Origin of the sequence: Yoonia sp. R2331, assembly GCF_041103235.1 — a bacterium.
In the GTDB taxonomy this organism is placed as follows: domain Bacteria; phylum Pseudomonadota; class Alphaproteobacteria; order Rhodobacterales; family Rhodobacteraceae; genus CANMYO01.
Genome location: NZ_JBGCUN010000001.1, coordinates 903,184 through 920,601, shown reverse-complemented (window position 1 = coordinate 920,601; position 17,418 = coordinate 903,184). Strand labels below are relative to the sequence as shown.

The window sequence follows — 17,418 nt, the reverse complement described above, 5'->3', positions numbered from 1 at the left end:
CACCGCCGCCGGGGCCTGTCACACTGCCACCACCCCTCGGGACACGAAAAATGTCGTGCGGCGCAGCCGCGCAATGACCTCAGGCCGCGGCCTCAACCTCGGCCACGATCCCGTCAACCACCGCTTCCAGCAACACAGGATCCTCGCATTCTGCCATCACCCGCACAAGCGGTTCGGTGCCGGATTTGCGGATCAACAACCGCCCCTTGCCCGCCAGCTTGGCCTCCGCATCCGCAATCGCCGCGCGCACGGCCTCTGCCTCCAAGGGTGCGGCCTCTGCCCCGAACCGGACGTTCTTCAACAACTGCGGCACGGTCTCGAAACTGCGGCTCAGCGCGCTGGCCTTTTGCCCGGTCTGGATCATCGCCACCAGAAACTGCAACCCCGCCAACAGCCCATCACCGGTGGTGGCATAATCGGTCATCACGATATGGCCGGACTGCTCTCCGCCCAGGTTAAAGCCACCTGCACGCATCCGTTCCACCACGTAACGGTCGCCGACGCCCGTGCGCTCCAGCCGCAGGCCCTGCGCCTCAAGATAACGCTCCAGCCCAAGGTTCGACATCACCGTCGCCACCAGCGCCCCGCCTGCCAACCGCTCTTCTGCGGCCCAACGGGTCGCCATCAGCGCCATGATCTGATCGCCGTCAGCCACTTGCCCGGTCTCATCAAGGATCATCACCCGGTCGGCATCGCCATCCAGACAAATCCCCACATCCGCGCCATGGGCCAAAATCGTCTCGGCGGCGGTCTGTGTTGCCGTGGATCCGCAGCCTGCGTTGATGTTCACCCCATTGGGGGCAACACCCACCGGGATCACAGTCGCCCCCAATTCCCATAACACCTCTGGTGCGACTTTGTAGGCCGCCCCATTGGCGCAATCGATCACCACCTTTAATCCATCCAGCCGCATGCCCGCAGGCACCGTCGATTTCACCCGCTCGGCATAGCGGAACCGCCCGTCATCAATCCGCTTGGCGCGACCAATGTTTTCCGCCTGCGCCAGCGCAATCTCACCCGCGACCAGCCCCTCGATCTCGGCCTCTGCCGCATCCGACAGTTTGAACCCATCCGGTCCAAAGAACTTGATGCCGTTGTCATGGTGCGGATTGTGGCTCGCGCTGATCATGATGCCCACATCTGCGCGCAGGCTTGTGGTCAGCATGCCGACCGCAGGCGTCGGGATCGGCCCCAGCAGAAAGACATTCATGCCGGTGCTGGTCAGCCCCGCCGTCAGCGCGTTTTCGAACATATAGCCCGACAGCCGCGTGTCCTTGCCGATCACCACCCGATGACCATTGCTGCCGTCATTGCGGAAATAGCGGCCCGCAGCTGCCCCGATCTTGAGCGCCAGTTCCGGCGTCATCGGCCATGTATTGGCCTTGCCGCGTACCCCGTCAGTTCCGAATAATGCCTTGCCCATCGCCCCACGTTCCTTGCATCGCCAGTTGCAGATCAATCGCCTGCTTGGTGGCAAAGGTATCGTGAACCCGCAGGATTTGCACCCCCTGTCTGACCCCTTCAAGCGCCACAGCAAGCGATCCGCCCAACCGGTCCTTGGCCGCCTCTGTGCCACTGATGGTGCCAATGAACCGCTTGCGCGAGGCTCCCAGCAGAACCGGACAGCCCAGCGCCTGAAACCGGTGCAGCCCTTTGATCAGCGCAAGGTTATGCGCCAGGGTTTTGCCAAACCCGATGCCGGGGTCCACCACGATCTGTGCGCGCGCAATGCCTGCCGCCTCGGCGACGGCAATCCGCTCCGCCAGATGGTCATAAACCTCTTGCACCACATCGCCGTAAGCCGCCTGATCCTGCATCGTCTCTGGCGTGCCAATCGAATGCATCAGACAAACCGGCACACCCGCCTTGGCCACCACACTTGCCAGATCAGGATCAAAGCGAAAGGCACTGACATCATTGACAAAAGTGGCCCCGGCTTCCAGCGCCGCCGCCGCCACTGCCGCTTTGCGGGTATCAATTGAAATCGCCACCTCGCTCTGCGCCCGCAGCGCTTTTATCACCGGCACAACTCGTGCAATCTCTGCATCCTCGGGCACCTCTGCTGCCCCGGGCCGCGTGCTTTCGCCGCCAATATCAATAAACGCAGCGCCCTCGGCCTGCATCCGCAGCGCCGCCTTCACAGCGTCATCAACGGCCAGATGATCCCCCCCGTCGGAAAAGCTATCGGGTGTGACGTTCAGAATGCCCATGACCTGCGGGCGATCCAGCGACACACCGGCAATCATTGCGCCGCCTCCGCTGCGCCCTCGCCCACCATGACCAGCTCCACCGCCTGCATTTCAGTGGCAAACCAATCCGCCAACGCGGCGGCATCGCGTGGGCTGGCGCTGGGGCCATCAACCGCGTCCAGCACGATCTTGCTGGGTGCCCAGATGCAGATCTGGCCGTTCTTCATCGCCCAATCCAGCTCTGTCCGGGTGCCCACCACCTGACAACGCGGGTCGCGCGCGGCCAGCACCCAGGCGTTCTGCTCTATCGCCAGCAGATCAATGCGGCGCTGCGCCAGCGGATGGCTCGCCTTGGGTGCGGCCACCTCTGCGGCACCGACACAAATAATCACCGGCGCACCGCGCGCGACAGCAGCCGTGATCCGCGCCACTACATCGCTGGCGGCAATTGCGGCATTGGACAGATACAGCACACGCGGATGCGGCGCCTCTTCATGGGCCTGCCCAGCGGGGGCAGCCCCATCGCGGCTGCGCACGATTTCCACCCCCAGTGAGAACGGCCCGCGATCCAGCTTTTCGATCCGCACAAACACCCGCACCGCTTGCGGTTCAAGCAAGATGCGTTCCGCCACCCGCGCCGCCAATGTCTCAAGCAGATTGATCCGCTCCGCGCCCAACTCGTGGCCAATCGCCTCAGTCACCCGGTCATACGACAGGATCCGGTCCACATCGTCATCAATCGGCCCGGTCAGCGGGCTGACCTCGACCACCACGTTGAACCGCACCCGCTGCAAATGCCCGCGCTCCTGCTGAAACGCACCGATCTCAACCTCAACCACGTAATCACGCAGCGAAATGCGGTCGCACGGGGTGGTCGCACTCGCCTCGGCCCGTTCAGATGGATGGGCAAAGGCCTGCCGGATTTCGTCGCTCATCAGGGTCCCCCGGTTATTCGGGACCGGCATATTGCCCCGCCCCGCCCACTGCAAGGCAGGTCACGACGGCGCAGGCGGCAAAGGCGACCTAGTTAGACGCGCTGCGGGTCGGCTGACGGTAGAAGATATGCACACCATACTTCGCTGTCTGCGGGAAACGCCGTGCCCAGGACGGGCTGACGGCAGTGGTGTGGTAATGTGTGGCCCCGGCGGTCAATTCGCGCGGCGCGCCATCCATCAACAGCTTTGCCACTTTGCCCACGCGGTTGAACGCGCTGCGGTTGTTGATCGCGTCTGAGCGGCCATCGCAAGTCCATGTGAACTGGCAAGCATACTTGCGCCCCGTGCCCTGATGCACCACGCCACAAATGCTGTTGGGATAGGCGGCGCTATCCACGCGGTTCATGATGACCTCGCCCACGGCGAACAGACCCTTGGTGCTTTCGCCGCGCGCCTCATGATACAGCGCCTCGGCCATGCAACGCCATTCGGCACCGCCGCTCGGCGCCGACATCGAGGACAAGAACGCATTGTCATAGGAAATCGTGGCAGGCGACGTGGTGATCCCGCGGTCCTCGGCAGAGGGCAACGTGGTCAGCGCGTTCAATCGCGCATCGGGGACAACGGCAATCGATTGTCGCTCTTGGCCCAGCAACGCACCAAGGCGGCTCGCCAGAAGATCTTCGGCAGAGACCGCCGTCACATTTGCAAAAATCGCAGCTGCACACAGCGCAGCCTTCGTCCCAATGCTTGAAAAACGCATCACATCACCCCAACCCAAACGCGGTAAGCTCCGCGCTAGCAGCGGCTCTTTACGGAATCTTTACGCTTAGGTCCACCCACCCGCTGGCGCTGTTTCCGGGATGGAAACAATACTGCGACAGTTCCGGGATAATAAACGCCTATAGTGGGTTAGCAGGCGATCTTCACTCTATATCTTGGGAAAGCTCCGTGCCTCAATGGCAAGCTGCGCGGCGGAAAGTCGCGCAAGCGGAACCCGGAATGGCGAGCAGCTGACATAGTCAAACCCCTGTTCGCGGCAAAACGCGATGGCCGACCGTGACCCACCATGTTCGCCACAAATTGACAAAACCACCTCCGGGCGACCCTTCCGACCGCGTGCTGCACCAATCGCCAACAGCTCTCCGACACCGTCCAGATCAAGGGTGTGGAACGGGTCTTCTTCATAGACACCCTGCTGCACATAGGCGCTCATAAAGCGGCTCGCGTCATCGCGGCTCAACCCATAAGTCATCTGGGTCAAGTCATTGGTCCCAAAAGACAAAAACTCTGCATGCTGCGCGATATCCTCGGCCCGCAGCGCCGCGCGTGGGGTCTCGACCATCACACCCAGCTTGTAGTCAAAGCTTTGCTTCAACTCGGCCTGCACAGCCGCGGCAATCGCGTCAGCACGGCCCTTGACCAGTTCCACTTCGCGCATCGCGCTGATCAATGGAATCATGATTTCGGGCACCACAGTGATTCCCTCGGCCGCCATCTCGGCTGTGGCCTCAAAAATCGCGCGCGCCTGCATCTCATAGATCTCTGGCACCGACACACCCTGCCGCACGCCGCGCATCCCCAGCATCGGGTTGTATTCGCTCAGCGCCTCGACCCGCTCGGTCACCTTGGGCACCGGCAACGCCAGTTGTTCGGCCAATTCGCGCTGCCCGGCTTTGTCGTAGGGCAGGAATTCATGCAGCGGCATGTCAAACAGCCGGATCGTCACCGGACGCCCGGCCATGATCCCGAACAGCGCCTTGAAATCGGCCCGCTGCATCGGCAGCAACCGGTCCAGCACCACGCGGCGATCTTCCGGCGTTTCTGCAAAGATCATCTCGCGCATCACACCCAGCCGGTCCCCTTCAAAGAACATATGTTCCGTCCGGCACAGACCGATCCCCTCGGCTTTGAAGTTCTGGGCGGTCTGCGCATCCGCAGGTGTGTCGGCATTGGCCCGCACCCCGATGTCGCGGCACTCATCGGCCCAGGACAGAAGCGTCTGAAACGCCTCGTCCAGCGCCGCCTCCAGCATATCGGGCGCACCGGCCAAAACATCGCCGGTGGTGCCGTCCACTGTAATCACCTCGCCCGCGGCAAAAACACGGCCGTCAGGGGTCACCACCCGGCCCTTCTTGCGATCAATCACAAGGTCAGAGGCGCCAACGACGCAGGGCAGACCCAGCCCCCGGCCAATCACAGCCGCATGGCTGGTCACGCCGCCGCGCATGGTCAGCACCGCTTGGGCCGCGTGCATCCCGCGGATATCCTCCGGCGTGGTTTCGCGCCGCACCAGCACACACGGCTCGCTGCGCGCCGCACTGGCCTGCGCGTCATCGGCGGTCAGCACGATCCGGCCCGTGGCAGCACCCGGGCTGGCAGCAATGCCCGTCGCCAACACATCGCGTGTGGCCGCCGGGTCCACCTGCCGGTGCAACATTTCTGACAGCGCCCCCGCTGGCACGCGCATGACGGCCTCGTCCTTGGGGATCACCCCGTCGGCGGCCAATGCCACCGCAATCCGCACCGAGGCCCGGCTGGACCGCTGCACGCGCACCGCGTCCAGCACCGATAAGGCCCCGTTTTCAATGGTGAATTCCACCTGCATCTCTTCACGCAGGCGCAGCCTGCAGACATCGCCATAGGCCAGCAGTTTGGCAAAAGCGTCCGGGCAGGCCTCTTCCAGCGATGGCCCGCGCGGGTCTGTCGTCAGGTAGAATGCACCCTCCGCATTGCTCAGCGCGTCGCGCCCCTGGCTTTGGCTCAGATAGCGGCCCGTGACCTGCGGCGCGCCGGTCTCTCCATCGACATATTGGATCAAACCGGACCCGCATTCGCCGCGCCCGACGCCCAGTGCCATCGCCTGCACCACAAGGCCCAGCCCCGCATCCGCCGGTGCGCCCTTGGCCTCGCGCAGCAGCCGCGCCGTTGTGCCATCCCAGGCCCGTGCCATCGACCGCAAGACCTCGGCCAACTGCACCGCCACATCCTGCGGGAATGCTGCGTCGGCCTCTTCCTCGTAGGCTTCCAGCGCCGCCATCAGCGCGTGTTCGCCGCTCAAATGCGGGAAATCGAACGCCTCAGGGTCCAGCCGGGCCACATGGGTCGCATAAGACTGCACAAACCGCAGATAAAGCGCAAAGGCCGCAGCTCCGCCCACCTCTGCCTTCATCTGGTTCAGACGCGCATCGTTCATCCCGATGTTCAGGATCGCCCCCGGCCCGCCCCAATCGGGGTCCTGACTACTGGGCCGGACCGACAGTAGCGGCGCATCCCCAAAGGGTGCCAGAACCTGCGCCATATCAGGCATTTGCCCCTTGGCGATGCGGTTCACGGCATCAAAACTCAGCGCGACTGTCGTCGGCACCGGCATGTCCAGCCGCACCAGCCGCTGCAAACACTTCGCCCGCCCACCATGCACAGCCGGTGACATGGGCGCGGTGTTGGTGATCAGCGTCACATCTTGAAATGTCGTCGGTTGCTGCACTGCGGCGATCCTTTTTCACGCGCAGCATAGGCGCATGGACAGCCTTGTGTAAACCTAAAGCGACAAGGGAGTGTTAACCATTGATCAGCGTCAAATCCGCCACAGCCAAACAGGTGCTCCGAATACGGCTCAGCAGGTTCAAACGATTGCGCCGGACGATGTCGTTGTCGGCATTGACCTGCACCGCTTCAAAGAAGGCATCAATCGGTGCGCGCAGCTCTGCCATTGCGGCCATCGCGGTGCCAAAATCCTCAGCCTCCATTGCCGGTTTGATCACCCGGTCCGCCTCATCCAGTGCCGTAAACAGCGCCCGTTCAGCGTCATGCTCCGCAAATTTCGGATCGGCCCCGTATTCGTACGACACCCCATCCTTGTCCTCGGCCTGAGACAGAATGTTATTGGCGCGCTTGAACCCCTGAATGAGGTTCTCGCCATCATCGGTTTCCAGCGTCGCCTGCAAGGCCTTCGCCCGCTTCACCAGCAAGGTCAGATCATCATTCCCCGGCATCGCAATGCAGGCGTCAATCACATCGTGCCGCACGCCTTGGTCGCGGAGGTAAACCTTCAGGCGATCATGGAAGAAAGACAGCAAATCCTGCGCCCACGAATTTTCGTCGAAAATTCCCGCCAGCGGCACTGTCAGCCCATTCTCCAACACCAACCGAATAACACCCAGCGCAGCCCGCCTTAACGCAAACGGGTCCTTCGACCCCGTCGGTTTCTCATCAATCGCCCAAAACCCGGTCAGCGTGTCCAGCTTATCAGCCAGCGCCACGGCAACCGACACCGGCGCGGTCGGCACGTCATCAGACGGCCCCAACGGCGCGTAATGTTCTTGCGAGGAGCGCGCGACAGCAAGCGACGAGCCCGCCGCTTCCGCATAATATCGCCCCATCAGCCCCTGCAATTCGGGGAACTCAAACACCATCTCGGACGAAAGATCGGCCTTGGCGATCCGGGCCGCCTCTGCCGCCTCATCCGCATCAGCACCCACCACCGGGGCCAGCTCACGGGCCAGTGCCGTGATCCGTTCCACCCGGTCCTTCTGCGAGCCCAGCTTGTTGTGGAACGTCACATTGCCAAGCGCATCCAGCCACGGGTCCATCCCCGCGCGAGCCACGCGCAAGTCATTCTCCCAAAAGAACTTTGCATCCGACAACCGCGCAAACAGAACCTTCTGATTGCCCTTCAGGATCGTCGCCCCACCATCCGCCGTCTCGGTATTGGCGACGGTCACAAACTGCACGATCCGGCCCGTCTTGTCCTTCACCGAAAAGAACTTCTGGTGCTCCTTCATCGACGTCTGCAAAACCTCTGGCGGCAGGTCCAGAAAGTCATCGGCAATCTTGCCCAACAGCACCACCGGCCATTCCACCAGCCCCGCAACCTCGGCCAGCAGCCCGCGATCCTCGACCACCTCAAGCCCTTGGGCAAAGGCCTGATTTGTGGCCTCGTGCCAGATCATCTCGGCGCGTTCTTCTGGCCGCAAATAGACATACGCGCGCTTCAGCTTGGCCTCGTAATCCTCAAACCCGGTGACGGCAAAGCTGCCCTGCGACAGAAAACGGTGGCCCTGCGTTTCCGCCCCGGCCTTGATTCCGTCGATCTCCAGCGGCACAACGCTTGCCCCGCCCTCGTCACTTAGCAAGCAGATGATCGAATGCAGCGGTCGCACCCATTTCAGGCTGCCCGCGCCCCAACGCATCGACTTGGGCCAGGGGAAGTTCCGCACGACCCCTTCCAGCACCTCTGCCACAATCTCTGCCGCGTCGCGCCCCGGCCGCTCGATCACTGCGAAATAAACCTCGCCCTTCTTGTCCGCCCGCACTTCCAGCGCGCTGACCTCGACACCCGCACCACGGGCAAAGCCGTTCACCGCCTGCTCTGGCGCGCCCACCTTTGGCCCTTTGCGCTCTTCGCGCACGGGTTTTGACGCCTCCGTCAGCCCCTCAACCGACAGCGCCAAACGGCGCGGCGTGGCAAAGGCGGCAGCCCCGGCATAGGTCAACCCGGCCTCGACCAGACCATCGGTCACCAGCTTTTGGAGGTCCGCACTGGCCTTGCCCTGCATCCGCGCGGGAATTTCTTCGGAAAAGAGTTCGATCAGAAGATCAGGCATTATCTCAACCCTTCGGGTGGTGTGGGGCAATCTGCGGGCACGGGATCACCGTCAAAGACGACCTCGCCGCAGCGGTTAATCTCGTGCCAGGCAAAAGCCCGGCCATCGGGGTAGACGGCGACAATCCGGTCAATGCCGTAGGTCACGTTTTCCTGCCCCAAAAACGGTAGCGCGATCCCGGCTTCAAGATCAGCGCCGATCTGGTCGGCGTCAAAGCAGTCAAACCAGCCCGGTGCGACCAGCGGCGTCGCCGCCTCCAGAACCACATAGGTTTCGGTCATCATCGCCAGCGATCCGACCACATCGAAACAGGCGCGATAGCGCAAAGGGCTGCTGTCGCTGTCGATACCCTTGAAGTTTTCGAACACAATCGGTTCGGCTTGCCCGGTCACCACATTGGTCATTTGCACATTTTCAACTTCGGCCGAGACCTCGTCATAAAAGGCATAGACCTGAAAGTAGTACATCGCGACGCCCGCAATCAGTGCACTCATCAGCAACAATCCTATGATAATCCGCCCCAGCATCAGTGCCAGTCCCAGTTCACAGCAGGTCGGGTCCGCCCCTTGGTCCGCGCCTTCAACGCAGCAGTCCGGTCCGCCAGCGAGGGGATCGCGCGCTCATGGGTCTCGACAAAGATCTGGGTTATCCGTGCTGCCACCGGATGGTCCAGCAGCGCCTCCATCAGATCAACCTCTGCGCCCTCAATGTCCATCTTGATCACCGCGACGTCACGGTCCCGCCCCTCCAGAAAGGCCACGAAATCAACAACTTCGACCGAAATTCCCGCCTCTGCCGTCACATTGCGCTTCTCCGCCACCAAGGACGACGACGTCGAATGCCGGTCCGGGTCGCGGTCAAAATCCGCCGTCCGGTATAGCGTCATGGTGCCCGCTTTGGCCGCAGCGGCAGCATTCAGACACGTTACGTTCCCAGACTCCCCCACCGCTGCACGCAACGCTGCAAAGGCATGCGGGTCCGGCTCAAACGCCACCACATCCGCGCCGGTTTCAGCCAGCTTTTGGGTGAAAATCCCTCGGTTCGCACCCAGATCAATCGCCAGATCGCCCGCGCCCAACCCCGCGCAGGCCACTGCAAAGGCGTCCTGTGCTGCACGCTGTGCCGCGGCCTTCTGGCCGGTCACATTGCGCCAGTGATGGGCAAAGGTGCGGGCAAGGCTCACGCAGCGGCACCCCCGGCGGGCGTGGTGACAAAGGCATCGGCACAGGCCTTGGCCAGCGCGCGCACCCGCCCGATATAGGCCTGCCGTTCGGTCACGGAGATCACGCCGCGCGCGTCCAGCAAGTTGAACACATGGCTGGCCTTGATTGCCTGATCGTAAGCGGGATGCGCCATCACGATGGTCTTGCCGGTCTTGGGGTCGACGGCGGGCTCTGCCAGAATGCGGGCGCATTCGGCCTCTGCATCCTTGAAGTGCTGCAACAATGTGTCGGTGTCAGCCACATCAAAGTTCCAGCGCGCGTATTCTTCCTCGGTCTGCTTGAAGACATCGCCATAGGTCAGCGGGATCGGGCTTTGCGGGTCATTGAACGGCATATCCATCACGTGATCCACGTTCAGAATATACATCGCCAGCCGTTCCAACCCATAGGTCAGCTCTCCGCTGACGGGATGGCAATCGTGGCCGCCCACCTGCTGGAAATAGGTGAACTGGCTGACTTCCATACCGTCGCACCAAACTTCCCAGCCCAGCCCCCAGGCGCCCAGCGTCGGGCTTTCCCAATCGTCTTCCACAAAGCGGATATCGTGCAGGCTGGCGTCAATCCCGATCGCCTCAAGCGATCCCAGATAAAGCGCCTGCAAATCCGGTGGGCTGGGTTTGATGATCACCTGATACTGATAGTAGTGCTGCAACCGGTTCGGGTTCTCGCCATAGCGCCCATCCGTCGGCCGGCGCGACGGCTGCACATAGGCCGCCGACCAGGCATTGCTGCCCAGCGCGCGCAGGGTTGTGGCCGGGTGGAACGTGCCAGCGCCCACCTCCATGTCATAGGGCTGCAACACGGCACAGCCCTGACGCGCCCAATAAGACTGCAAAGCCAGGATAATTCCCTGAAAACTGCGTGGTGTCTCGGCCATCTCGCCCTCATTCCTTGGTCCCGCGTTCAATAGGCCCGCGCGGATTGAGGGTCAATGAGCACAGCCCCCCTAAAAGGACAGGCCACACGACGATTTGTGCTGCAACCCATTGCTTTTTTGCTAGTTTGCCCGCCAAACGCCGCGCTGCCAGCGGCAAGGGGATTCTGGAACTGAAATGTTGAAGTCAATTCGTTACGCGTTTTTTGTGATCTGGTGGGCTGTAGCCGCCACCGCCCAAAGCCCGGTCTGGGTCCAGGTCGAGGCACAACCGACCCTGACCGCCGCGCAGGACCGCGTGCGGGCCTATGCCGCCGCACTTGATAACGTGGCGGGGTTCTATCTGGGCTCTGGCTGGTACGGGATCGTGCTGGGCCCCTATGCGCCCGATGACGCGGACGCGCTTCTGCGGTCCCTGCGCGGGCAGCGGTTGATCCCGGCGGACAGCTTTATCGCCTTTGGCAACAACTTTCAGCAGCAGTTCTGGCCCGTGGGCGTCGGCGCTGAAACCACAGCCCAACCCCTGCCCGGCGCGACAGAGGTGACCGACCCCGTGGTCGCTGAACCCCTGCCGGAACCGACCCCGATCGCCATCCCAGATGAAACCCCGCGTCAGGCCCGCGCCTCAGAGGCGTTGATGACCCGGCCTGAAAAAGAGCTGCTGCAAGTGGCGCTGAAATGGGCGGGGCACTATCAGGGCGCGATTGACGGATCATACGGACGCGGCACGCGCGGGGCGATGGAAAGCTGGCAAATCGCCAACAACCAAGAGGCCACCGGCATCCTGACCACCGCGCAGCGGGCAGAACTGATCGGCGCCTACAACGCGGTGCTGGACGGGATGAACCTGCAACTGGTGCGCGATGATGTGGCGGGCATTGAGATCGCGCTGCCCACCGGCGTGGTGGCCTTTGCCGAATATGAACCGCCATTCGCGCGCTATGATGCCAAAGGCGACATCCCCGCGCAGGTGCTCTTGATTAGCCAGCCCGGCGATCAGAACCGCATGTTCGGACTTTACGAGATTCTGCAAACGCTAGAGGTCGTACCGACCGAGGGCGAGCGCGTGCGCCGCAACCGCGAGTTTGAAATCAACGCCCAAGGCCGCGATCTGGTGTCCTATACTTACGTCAATCTGCGCAACGACCGGATCAAGGGTTATATGTTGGTCTGGCCTGCGGGCGATGACGAACGCTTTGGCCGCATCCGGGACGAAATGAAGGCAAGCTTTGACCGGATCAACGGCGTGCTCGACCCCGCAATTGCGGCGCCCGACGAAGATCAGGCCACGGACCTTGTTGCCGGTCTGCAAGTGCGCAAACCGCGCCTGTCACGCTCTGGCTTTTTCATTGACGGCACCGGCAGCGTGCTGACCACGACCGAAGCCATCGACAGCTGCGAGCGGCTGACCATCGACACCGACACCGATGCAGAGGTGGCGCACCGCGACGACGCGCTGGGGCTGGCCGTGCTGCGCCCCACCACACGTCTGGCGCCGATTGCCGTGGCTGCCTTCCAAACCGGCGTGCCGCGTTTGCAGTCCGAAGTGGCCGTCGCGGGATACCCCTATGGCGGCGTGCTGGTGACACCTTCGCTGACCTTTGGCCGGCTTGCCGACCTAAGGGGCCTGAATGGCGAAGAAGAGGTCAAGCGTCTGGCCCTGACCGCCCAACCCGGCGACGCCGGTGGCCCGGTCTTTGACAACGGCGGCGCTATCCTTGGTATGTTGCTGCCGCGCAGCAGCAATAGCGGGCAAGTGCTGCCGCCCGAGGTCAGCTTTTCTGTTGATGCCGATCAGATCGTGGCGTCCTTGACCGGGGCGGGCATCGCCGTGGACACCACCGACACGGTCGCCTTTATGCCCCCCGAAACCCTAACCCTGCGCGCCGCAGACCAAACCGTGCTGGTGAGCTGTTGGTAACGTCAGGTCGCACCGCGACCTGACGCGTGCGGGTTAGCTCGTCTGCGTCGCGCAGCGACCTGACGCGTGCGGGTAAGCGGCTTTGCTTGCAAAGTTGCGGCCGTCACCCGGTGGCAATATTGCGCCAGCACCCGTCACCCGGTGGCGGTGATGCGCCTGCACCCCCATTTCGACCCATGCGGGGCATGGGCCGACCGACCGGGGGGCTAGCCCCCGTCGCCATTGACGCTTGAACCAATGGCGCGTCAAATGGCGACCCGCCCGCATATTGCCACACAAAAGAAAGCACGCCTTGGCCGGTAGCACTCTGGTCTGTGCCTTCAGATTGCAATGTCGTTTTGCACATGGATCAGCGTTGGCCGCGTGGCGTAGAATGCCTTGTCAACCGCGGACGCGAGTTCTTCCACGGATTTCGGGCGCGCGGCTGCCGCGCCATAGGCCTCCGCCAGTTTCACGAAGTCAGGGTTCTTTTGCACAACCGCATGCGGCGCGATCTGGGCGCGGACCATGCTGTCTTCGATTTCACCCAGTTTGCCGTTGTCCCACAGGATGATCGGCAGGGTCAGCTCCAGTTCCACAGCCACCGCAAGTTCCTGCAGCGTGTATTGAAAGCCATAGTCCCCCGCGATGGCAAGGACCGGGTTCAACGGATCGTTGCGGCCTCTGCCGCGGCGCGCGATTGCACCGCCGATGGCCGCAGGCAAGGCATAGCCAAGCGTGCCAAACCCGGTTGGGTGATGCCAGAAACCGGGATGTTTCATGGGCCAGATTTCCTTGGCCGCATAGGCGATCTGGGTCATGTCGGAATAAATCATGACCCTGTCATGCAGCGCCGCGCGCAGGGCTTTGATCACTGGCCCGAGTCCCGGCCGTTCGGTCTCGACTTCGGTGCGCCAACGGCGTTTTTGCGCGGCGATGTCCTTTGCAAGCCATTGCCCCTTGGGTCGGTGCTGCGCCGCCGCACTTAGCAGTTGGGTCAGGTAGTCAAACGCATCGCCATGAACATGGCGCATGGCCTGCGGGTGAAAACCGCTGGCATCGATGTTGACAGAAAGGCATGTGCCCGTGATCCCCGCGTCCTCTCGCCAGAGGTCGGTTTCAGCGAGCTCTGTTCCCACCAGGACCACCACATCGGCTTGCGCGATAACATCGCGTGATCCCGGACGGGCCAGATAGGCCCCAAAGCTAAGCGCTGAACCTGTCGATACACCGCGCCCCGCATAGGTGTCAAAGGCGGCTGCATTCAGCGCCTTCAAGACGTCCTTGGCCACATAGCCGCAGGCCCTGGCCCCGCCTCCAAAGATGAACAGCGGGCGCTCAGCATTCAAAACGGCTTCAAAATCCGATGCGGCAAATTCAGGAGCGGTCACAAAGCCCATCGGCTGCGTCCCGGGAAACGGATCGGCCATGGCTTCCAACACCGCGATCGGCACCTGAATGTGCTTGGGTCTGGCCCTGCCATGACGAAACTCTGTCAGCGCTCGGTCAATCAGGGCATAGGCGGCCTGTGGCGTGCGCGCGGTTTCGGACCAGTCGCAGACCGTGCGTGCAGCCCCTTCCTGATCCTTCATCTGGTGCAACTGCCCGCGCGTCGCCGAAGTCTCATCCAAACAACTGGAAATCACCAGCATCGGCACGCTGTCGGAATAGGCCTGCCCCATCGGCGTCATGATATTGCACAGCCCCGGCCCGGTGATCACATAGGCCACGCCCGGACGCCCCGTTGCGCGGGCATAGCCATCGGCCATGAACCCCGCCCCCTGCTCGTGCCGCGCCAGCACATGGGTCAGCCCCGCCTCTTCGATGCCGCGATACATTTCCTGATTGTGTACGCCCGGAATGCCAAAGATCACCTCGACCCCGCGGTCTTTCAGCATGTGCGATATCTGCGCGCCCAGCGGTCGTTGCATCAATCCCTCCAGAATTTGCGGCTGATCACCACCAGCACCACCATGATTTCCAATCGGCCCACAAACATCCCCATCGCCAGCAGCCACTTGGCGCTGTCCGGCAGGGCCGCAAAGTTGCCCGCGGGCCCGATGATCGTGCCAAGGCCCGGCCCCACATTCGCCAGCGCAGTCGCCGCACCCGACACGCTCGTGATGAAATCAAGTCCGGTAAAGCCCAGCAGCACCGACAGGATGCCAATCGACAAAACGAAAGCCACGAAAAACGCCATGACAGAGTTCAGCACGTCCTCTGTCACGGTCTTGCCCTGATAGCGCGGGGCAAAGATGCCGTGCGGGCTGTGGATCTGGCGGATTTGGGATTTGATCGAGGCAAACAGCAGCTGATACCGGAACACCTTAACCGAACAGGCCGTCGACCCCGCGCAGCCGCCGATCAGTCCGATGAAGAAAAACACCACCACCGGGAACGTCCCCCATGTCATGTAATCGGCATTGGCGTAACCGGTGCCCGTGGTGATCGAGGTCACGTTGAACAGCGCCTCGCGGAACGCCACCTCTGTCATCACCCCGTCGCGGCCCCAAAGCCAGGAACTTTGCAGCAGGACAACCGTGAAGATCACGTAGAAAAAGCCGCGGATTTGGCTGTCGCGCAGCATTGGTTGTGCTGTGCCGGCCAGCAGTTGCACGTAGCGGACAAAGGGCAGTGCCGCCATCAGCATGAAAAAGACCGCCGTGTAATGCACCCCGGCCCCATAGAACCCGAAAGAGGCATCGCTGTTGGCCATGCCCCCAGTCGCAACCGTGGTCATCGCATGGACCATCGCGTCAAAGGGCAACATGCCAAAAGCGGTATAGGCCAGCGCACAGGCCAGCGTCAGCGCCACATAGATCACCGAAATCCGGGTGGCGATCTCACCCGCGCGGGGCAAAATCTTGCCCATGGTGTCAAAGGCCTCGGACCGGAAGATCTGCATCCCACCCACGCGCAGCTCTGGCAGAAACACCATCGCCACGACAATGATGCCCACACCGCCCAGCCATTGCAGAATGCCGCGCCACAGTTTGAGCCCCTCAGGCAACGCCTCAAGCCCGCTGAACACCGTTGATCCAGTGGTGGTCAGCCCCGACATCGCCTCAAAGAACGCGTCCGTGAAATCGGCATTGGTGGCGCCCAGCACAAACGGAATCGCGCCAAAAAGCGGCAGCGTCAGCCAGACCAGCGTGGTCAGAAGAAAGGTCTGCCGCAGGCTTAGCCCTGCGCTGACCCCGTTGGCGCAGGCCCCGGCCAGTACCGCCCCGGTCAGCACCGTGACAATTGCGGATTCCGCAAAGACCGGCCAATGGCCGTTGCCGACCCACAGGTCTGCCACCAACGGCGCCAGCATGGTCAGGCCCAGGGCCGCGACCAACAGGCCAATCACATATCCAATCGGACGCAGGTCAATCATGGGCTATCGGTGGCGAATGGGACCTGAGGTGTCAAGCGATGTCACCACCCTGCCCGCACCTGCAGTGTCGACGGGGATCGTTCAAGTCAACAAAACAGTCGCAAAACCTTTCGAAACCTGTTTCGATGTCCGCCACGTCGCGTAACCAGAGACATAGATGCCCGCTATCCCGGTTCCAGATCCGCACTTCGACTGCCCCGTTGCGGTCTCGGACTATCTGCTGGACATCACCCGGCGCGCCTATTTTGAGCGTGACCGCACCGGGTATGCCGCCCGCTTCATACTGCCACAAGTGATCGACACCATTGACGGCGTCCGCAATCTGCAGACGGTTGCCGACCTGATGCATGTCTATGACGAAATGTGTCGCATCATCCAAACCAAAGGTGTGATCGACTTCAAGCGGCACACCCTGTCAGCCGTTTTTGAGGCCCCAGACACTGTGCGGTGCACCTCGATTTCGCAGCATCTCTATCAAGACTATCGCCTCAGCGAAGAGATGATGATTCACAGTCTGCTCCGCCGACGGAACGGCCGGTGGAAAATCGCAAAAAGCCAATACGTGACAGCCGACTCAAGAATGAACGCCGCCCTCATTGCAGGAGGGCGAAAGCTGGAAAAGAAGTGAAGACCGCTTACGTCCGCCGCACGAAAAGAGTGCCACGCTTGGCCAAATCAGTCACCCAAACACCCCCATGCGCTGCGATGACACGTTTGTAGCCCGCCATGTTGGATGGCTCATCGGCGATCAACACCCAGCCCGCCGGTGCGACGTGATCCAAAAGCCGCGACAGCACCTTTTGCGCCTCCGGCGCGGCAAGCATGTGCAAGGTGCGGTCAATCAGAACGACGTCAAAGTCGCCCTGCGGCGCATAACCGGTGATGTCGGCCACCACACCTGTAACGTCCAACCCCTCCGCCTGTGCCGCCGCGTTCAGATCGCGGATACCATGCGCGGCCAAGTCCACGCCCACCACGCTGTGGCCCAACCGCGCGATGAACAACGCATCCCGTCCCTGCCCGCAGCCGACGTCCAACACCCGCGCGCTTTGGGGCGTAAATGACGCAAAGAAGTCCACAAAAACCTGCGTCGGCGCGCCCAGCGCATCCGGCGTTTCCGCATAAAGTTTGTCATAATCATAAGCCATGCCAAATGCGCTAATAGATTTCTACGCGCTTGGCCAAGTGTTTTTCGCCCGCGCATCTTGGGTGCAATTCGGCACGCTATGCGTGGCGCAAAATCCTTGGAAAGGATTTTGGCAAGACCTTTTGAAAAGGTCTTGGGCGTCGCGGCGGTTGGTGATGGGCCGCT

At 62.2% G+C, this 17,418-nt stretch carries 13 protein-coding genes and 1 pseudogene; 2 read left to right on the top strand and 12 right to left on the bottom strand.

Annotated features, from left to right (window positions below; genetic code table 11):
- Window positions 1–79: 79 nt before the first annotated feature.
- From glmM to AB3Y40_RS04610, 9 genes and pseudogenes are all read right to left on the bottom strand, one after another.
- The gene (glmM, locus tag AB3Y40_RS04650; RefSeq protein WP_369437632.1) at window positions 80–1,423 is read right to left on the bottom strand and encodes a phosphoglucosamine mutase; all 1,344 of its coding nucleotides are present in this window, start codon (window positions 1,421–1,423) and stop codon (window positions 80–82) included.
- Window positions 1,398–2,249 (bottom strand): annotated as a pseudogene (gene folP, locus AB3Y40_RS04645) (dihydropteroate synthase); the annotation flags it as partial. The gene glmM and the pseudogene folP, both read right to left, overlap by 26 nt.
- The gene (locus AB3Y40_RS04640) at window positions 2,243–3,124 is read right to left on the bottom strand and encodes a dihydroneopterin aldolase (protein WP_369437631.1); all 882 of its coding nucleotides are present in this window, start codon (window positions 3,122–3,124) and stop codon (window positions 2,243–2,245) included. The pseudogene folP and the gene AB3Y40_RS04640, both read right to left, overlap by 7 nt.
- A gap of 88 nt (window positions 3,125–3,212) precedes the next feature.
- Window positions 3,213–3,887: a cell wall hydrolase gene (locus AB3Y40_RS04635; protein ID WP_369437630.1), complete on the bottom strand. Its 675-nt coding sequence runs from the start codon at window positions 3,885–3,887 to the stop codon at window positions 3,213–3,215.
- Between the two features lie 168 nt (window positions 3,888–4,055).
- On the bottom strand, window positions 4,056–6,557 hold the full coding sequence (locus tag AB3Y40_RS04630) for a putative PEP-binding protein (RefSeq protein WP_369439602.1): 2,502 nt from the start codon (window positions 6,555–6,557) through the stop codon (window positions 4,056–4,058).
- Window positions 6,558–6,684: 127 nt separating this feature from the next.
- On the bottom strand, window positions 6,685–8,730 hold the full coding sequence (gene glyS / locus AB3Y40_RS04625) for a glycine--tRNA ligase subunit beta (RefSeq protein ID WP_369437629.1): 2,046 nt from the start codon (window positions 8,728–8,730) through the stop codon (window positions 6,685–6,687).
- Window positions 8,730–9,224: a DUF6446 family protein gene (locus AB3Y40_RS04620; RefSeq protein ID WP_369437628.1), complete on the bottom strand. Its 495-nt coding sequence runs from the start codon at window positions 9,222–9,224 to the stop codon at window positions 8,730–8,732. The genes glyS and AB3Y40_RS04620 overlap by 1 nt, the downstream gene beginning before the upstream one ends.
- A 32-nt stretch (window positions 9,225–9,256) precedes the next feature.
- Complete coding sequence (locus AB3Y40_RS04615) at window positions 9,257–9,913, bottom strand: FkbM family methyltransferase (RefSeq protein WP_369437627.1); 657 nt, start codon at window positions 9,911–9,913, stop codon at window positions 9,257–9,259.
- Window positions 9,910–10,830: a glycine--tRNA ligase subunit alpha gene (locus tag AB3Y40_RS04610; RefSeq protein WP_369437626.1), complete on the bottom strand. Its 921-nt coding sequence runs from the start codon at window positions 10,828–10,830 to the stop codon at window positions 9,910–9,912. Before AB3Y40_RS04610 ends, AB3Y40_RS04615 begins: the two co-directional genes overlap by 4 nt.
- A 175-nt stretch (window positions 10,831–11,005) precedes the next feature.
- Here AB3Y40_RS04610 and AB3Y40_RS04605 point away from each other — a divergent pair, with 175 nt between their 5' ends.
- The gene (locus tag AB3Y40_RS04605; RefSeq protein ID WP_369437625.1) at window positions 11,006–12,748 is read left to right on the top strand and encodes a trypsin-like peptidase domain-containing protein; all 1,743 of its coding nucleotides are present in this window, start codon (window positions 11,006–11,008) and stop codon (window positions 12,746–12,748) included.
- Window positions 12,749–13,068: 320 nt separating this feature from the next.
- On the opposite strand, the gene AB3Y40_RS04600 is transcribed toward AB3Y40_RS04605, so the two are convergent.
- Together AB3Y40_RS04600 and AB3Y40_RS04595 are read right to left on the bottom strand one after the other, a co-directional pair.
- Window positions 13,069–14,658, bottom strand: coding sequence for a thiamine pyrophosphate-binding protein (locus AB3Y40_RS04600; protein ID WP_369437624.1), 1,590 nt, complete (start codon window positions 14,656–14,658; stop codon window positions 13,069–13,071).
- Window positions 14,658–16,106: a TrkH family potassium uptake protein gene (locus AB3Y40_RS04595; protein WP_369437623.1), complete on the bottom strand. Its 1,449-nt coding sequence runs from the start codon at window positions 16,104–16,106 to the stop codon at window positions 14,658–14,660. The genes AB3Y40_RS04600 and AB3Y40_RS04595 overlap by 1 nt, the downstream gene beginning before the upstream one ends.
- A gap of 157 nt (window positions 16,107–16,263) precedes the next feature.
- Between AB3Y40_RS04595 and AB3Y40_RS04590 the strand changes: the two genes are divergently transcribed.
- Window positions 16,264–16,734 (top strand): hypothetical protein, encoded by a 471-nt coding sequence (locus tag AB3Y40_RS04590; RefSeq protein ID WP_369437622.1) that lies wholly within the window; start codon window positions 16,264–16,266, stop codon window positions 16,732–16,734.
- A gap of 7 nt (window positions 16,735–16,741) precedes the next feature.
- Here the strand turns inward: AB3Y40_RS04590 and AB3Y40_RS04585 are convergent, their stop codons facing one another.
- On the bottom strand, window positions 16,742–17,254 hold the full coding sequence (locus tag AB3Y40_RS04585; protein WP_369437621.1) for a class I SAM-dependent methyltransferase: 513 nt from the start codon (window positions 17,252–17,254) through the stop codon (window positions 16,742–16,744).
- Window positions 17,255–17,418 lie beyond the last annotated feature (164 nt).

Excerpts from the sequence above, each read along its gene's own strand:
- AB3Y40_RS04585 (WP_369437621.1), bottom strand. The coding sequence starts at position 17,254 with ATGGCTTATGATTATGACAAACTTTATGCGGAAACGCCGGATGCGCTG.
- AB3Y40_RS04610 (WP_369437626.1), bottom strand. The coding sequence starts at position 10,830 with ATGGCCGAGACACCACGCAGTTTTCAGGGAATTATCCTGGCTTTGCAG.
- AB3Y40_RS04605 (WP_369437625.1), top strand. The coding sequence starts at position 11,006 with ATGTTGAAGTCAATTCGTTACGCGTTTTTTGTGATCTGGTGGGCTGTA.
- AB3Y40_RS04595 (WP_369437623.1), bottom strand. The coding sequence starts at position 16,106 with ATGATTGACCTGCGTCCGATTGGATATGTGATTGGCCTGTTGGTCGCG.
- glmM (WP_369437632.1), bottom strand. The coding sequence starts at position 1,423 with ATGGGCAAGGCATTATTCGGAACTGACGGGGTACGCGGCAAGGCCAAT.
- AB3Y40_RS04630 (WP_369439602.1), bottom strand. The coding sequence starts at position 6,557 with ATGTCACCGGCTGTGCATGGTGGGCGGGCGAAGTGTTTGCAGCGGCTG.
- AB3Y40_RS04590 (WP_369437622.1), top strand. The coding sequence starts at position 16,264 with ATGCCCGCTATCCCGGTTCCAGATCCGCACTTCGACTGCCCCGTTGCG.
- glyS (WP_369437629.1), bottom strand. The coding sequence starts at position 8,730 with ATGCCTGATCTTCTGATCGAACTCTTTTCCGAAGAAATTCCCGCGCGG.
- AB3Y40_RS04620 (WP_369437628.1), bottom strand. The coding sequence starts at position 9,224 with ATGAGTGCACTGATTGCGGGCGTCGCGATGTACTACTTTCAGGTCTAT.
- AB3Y40_RS04600 (WP_369437624.1), bottom strand. The coding sequence starts at position 14,658 with ATGCAACGACCGCTGGGCGCGCAGATATCGCACATGCTGAAAGACCGC.
- AB3Y40_RS04640 (WP_369437631.1), bottom strand. The coding sequence starts at position 3,124 with ATGAGCGACGAAATCCGGCAGGCCTTTGCCCATCCATCTGAACGGGCC.
- AB3Y40_RS04635 (WP_369437630.1), bottom strand. The coding sequence starts at position 3,887 with ATGCGTTTTTCAAGCATTGGGACGAAGGCTGCGCTGTGTGCAGCTGCG.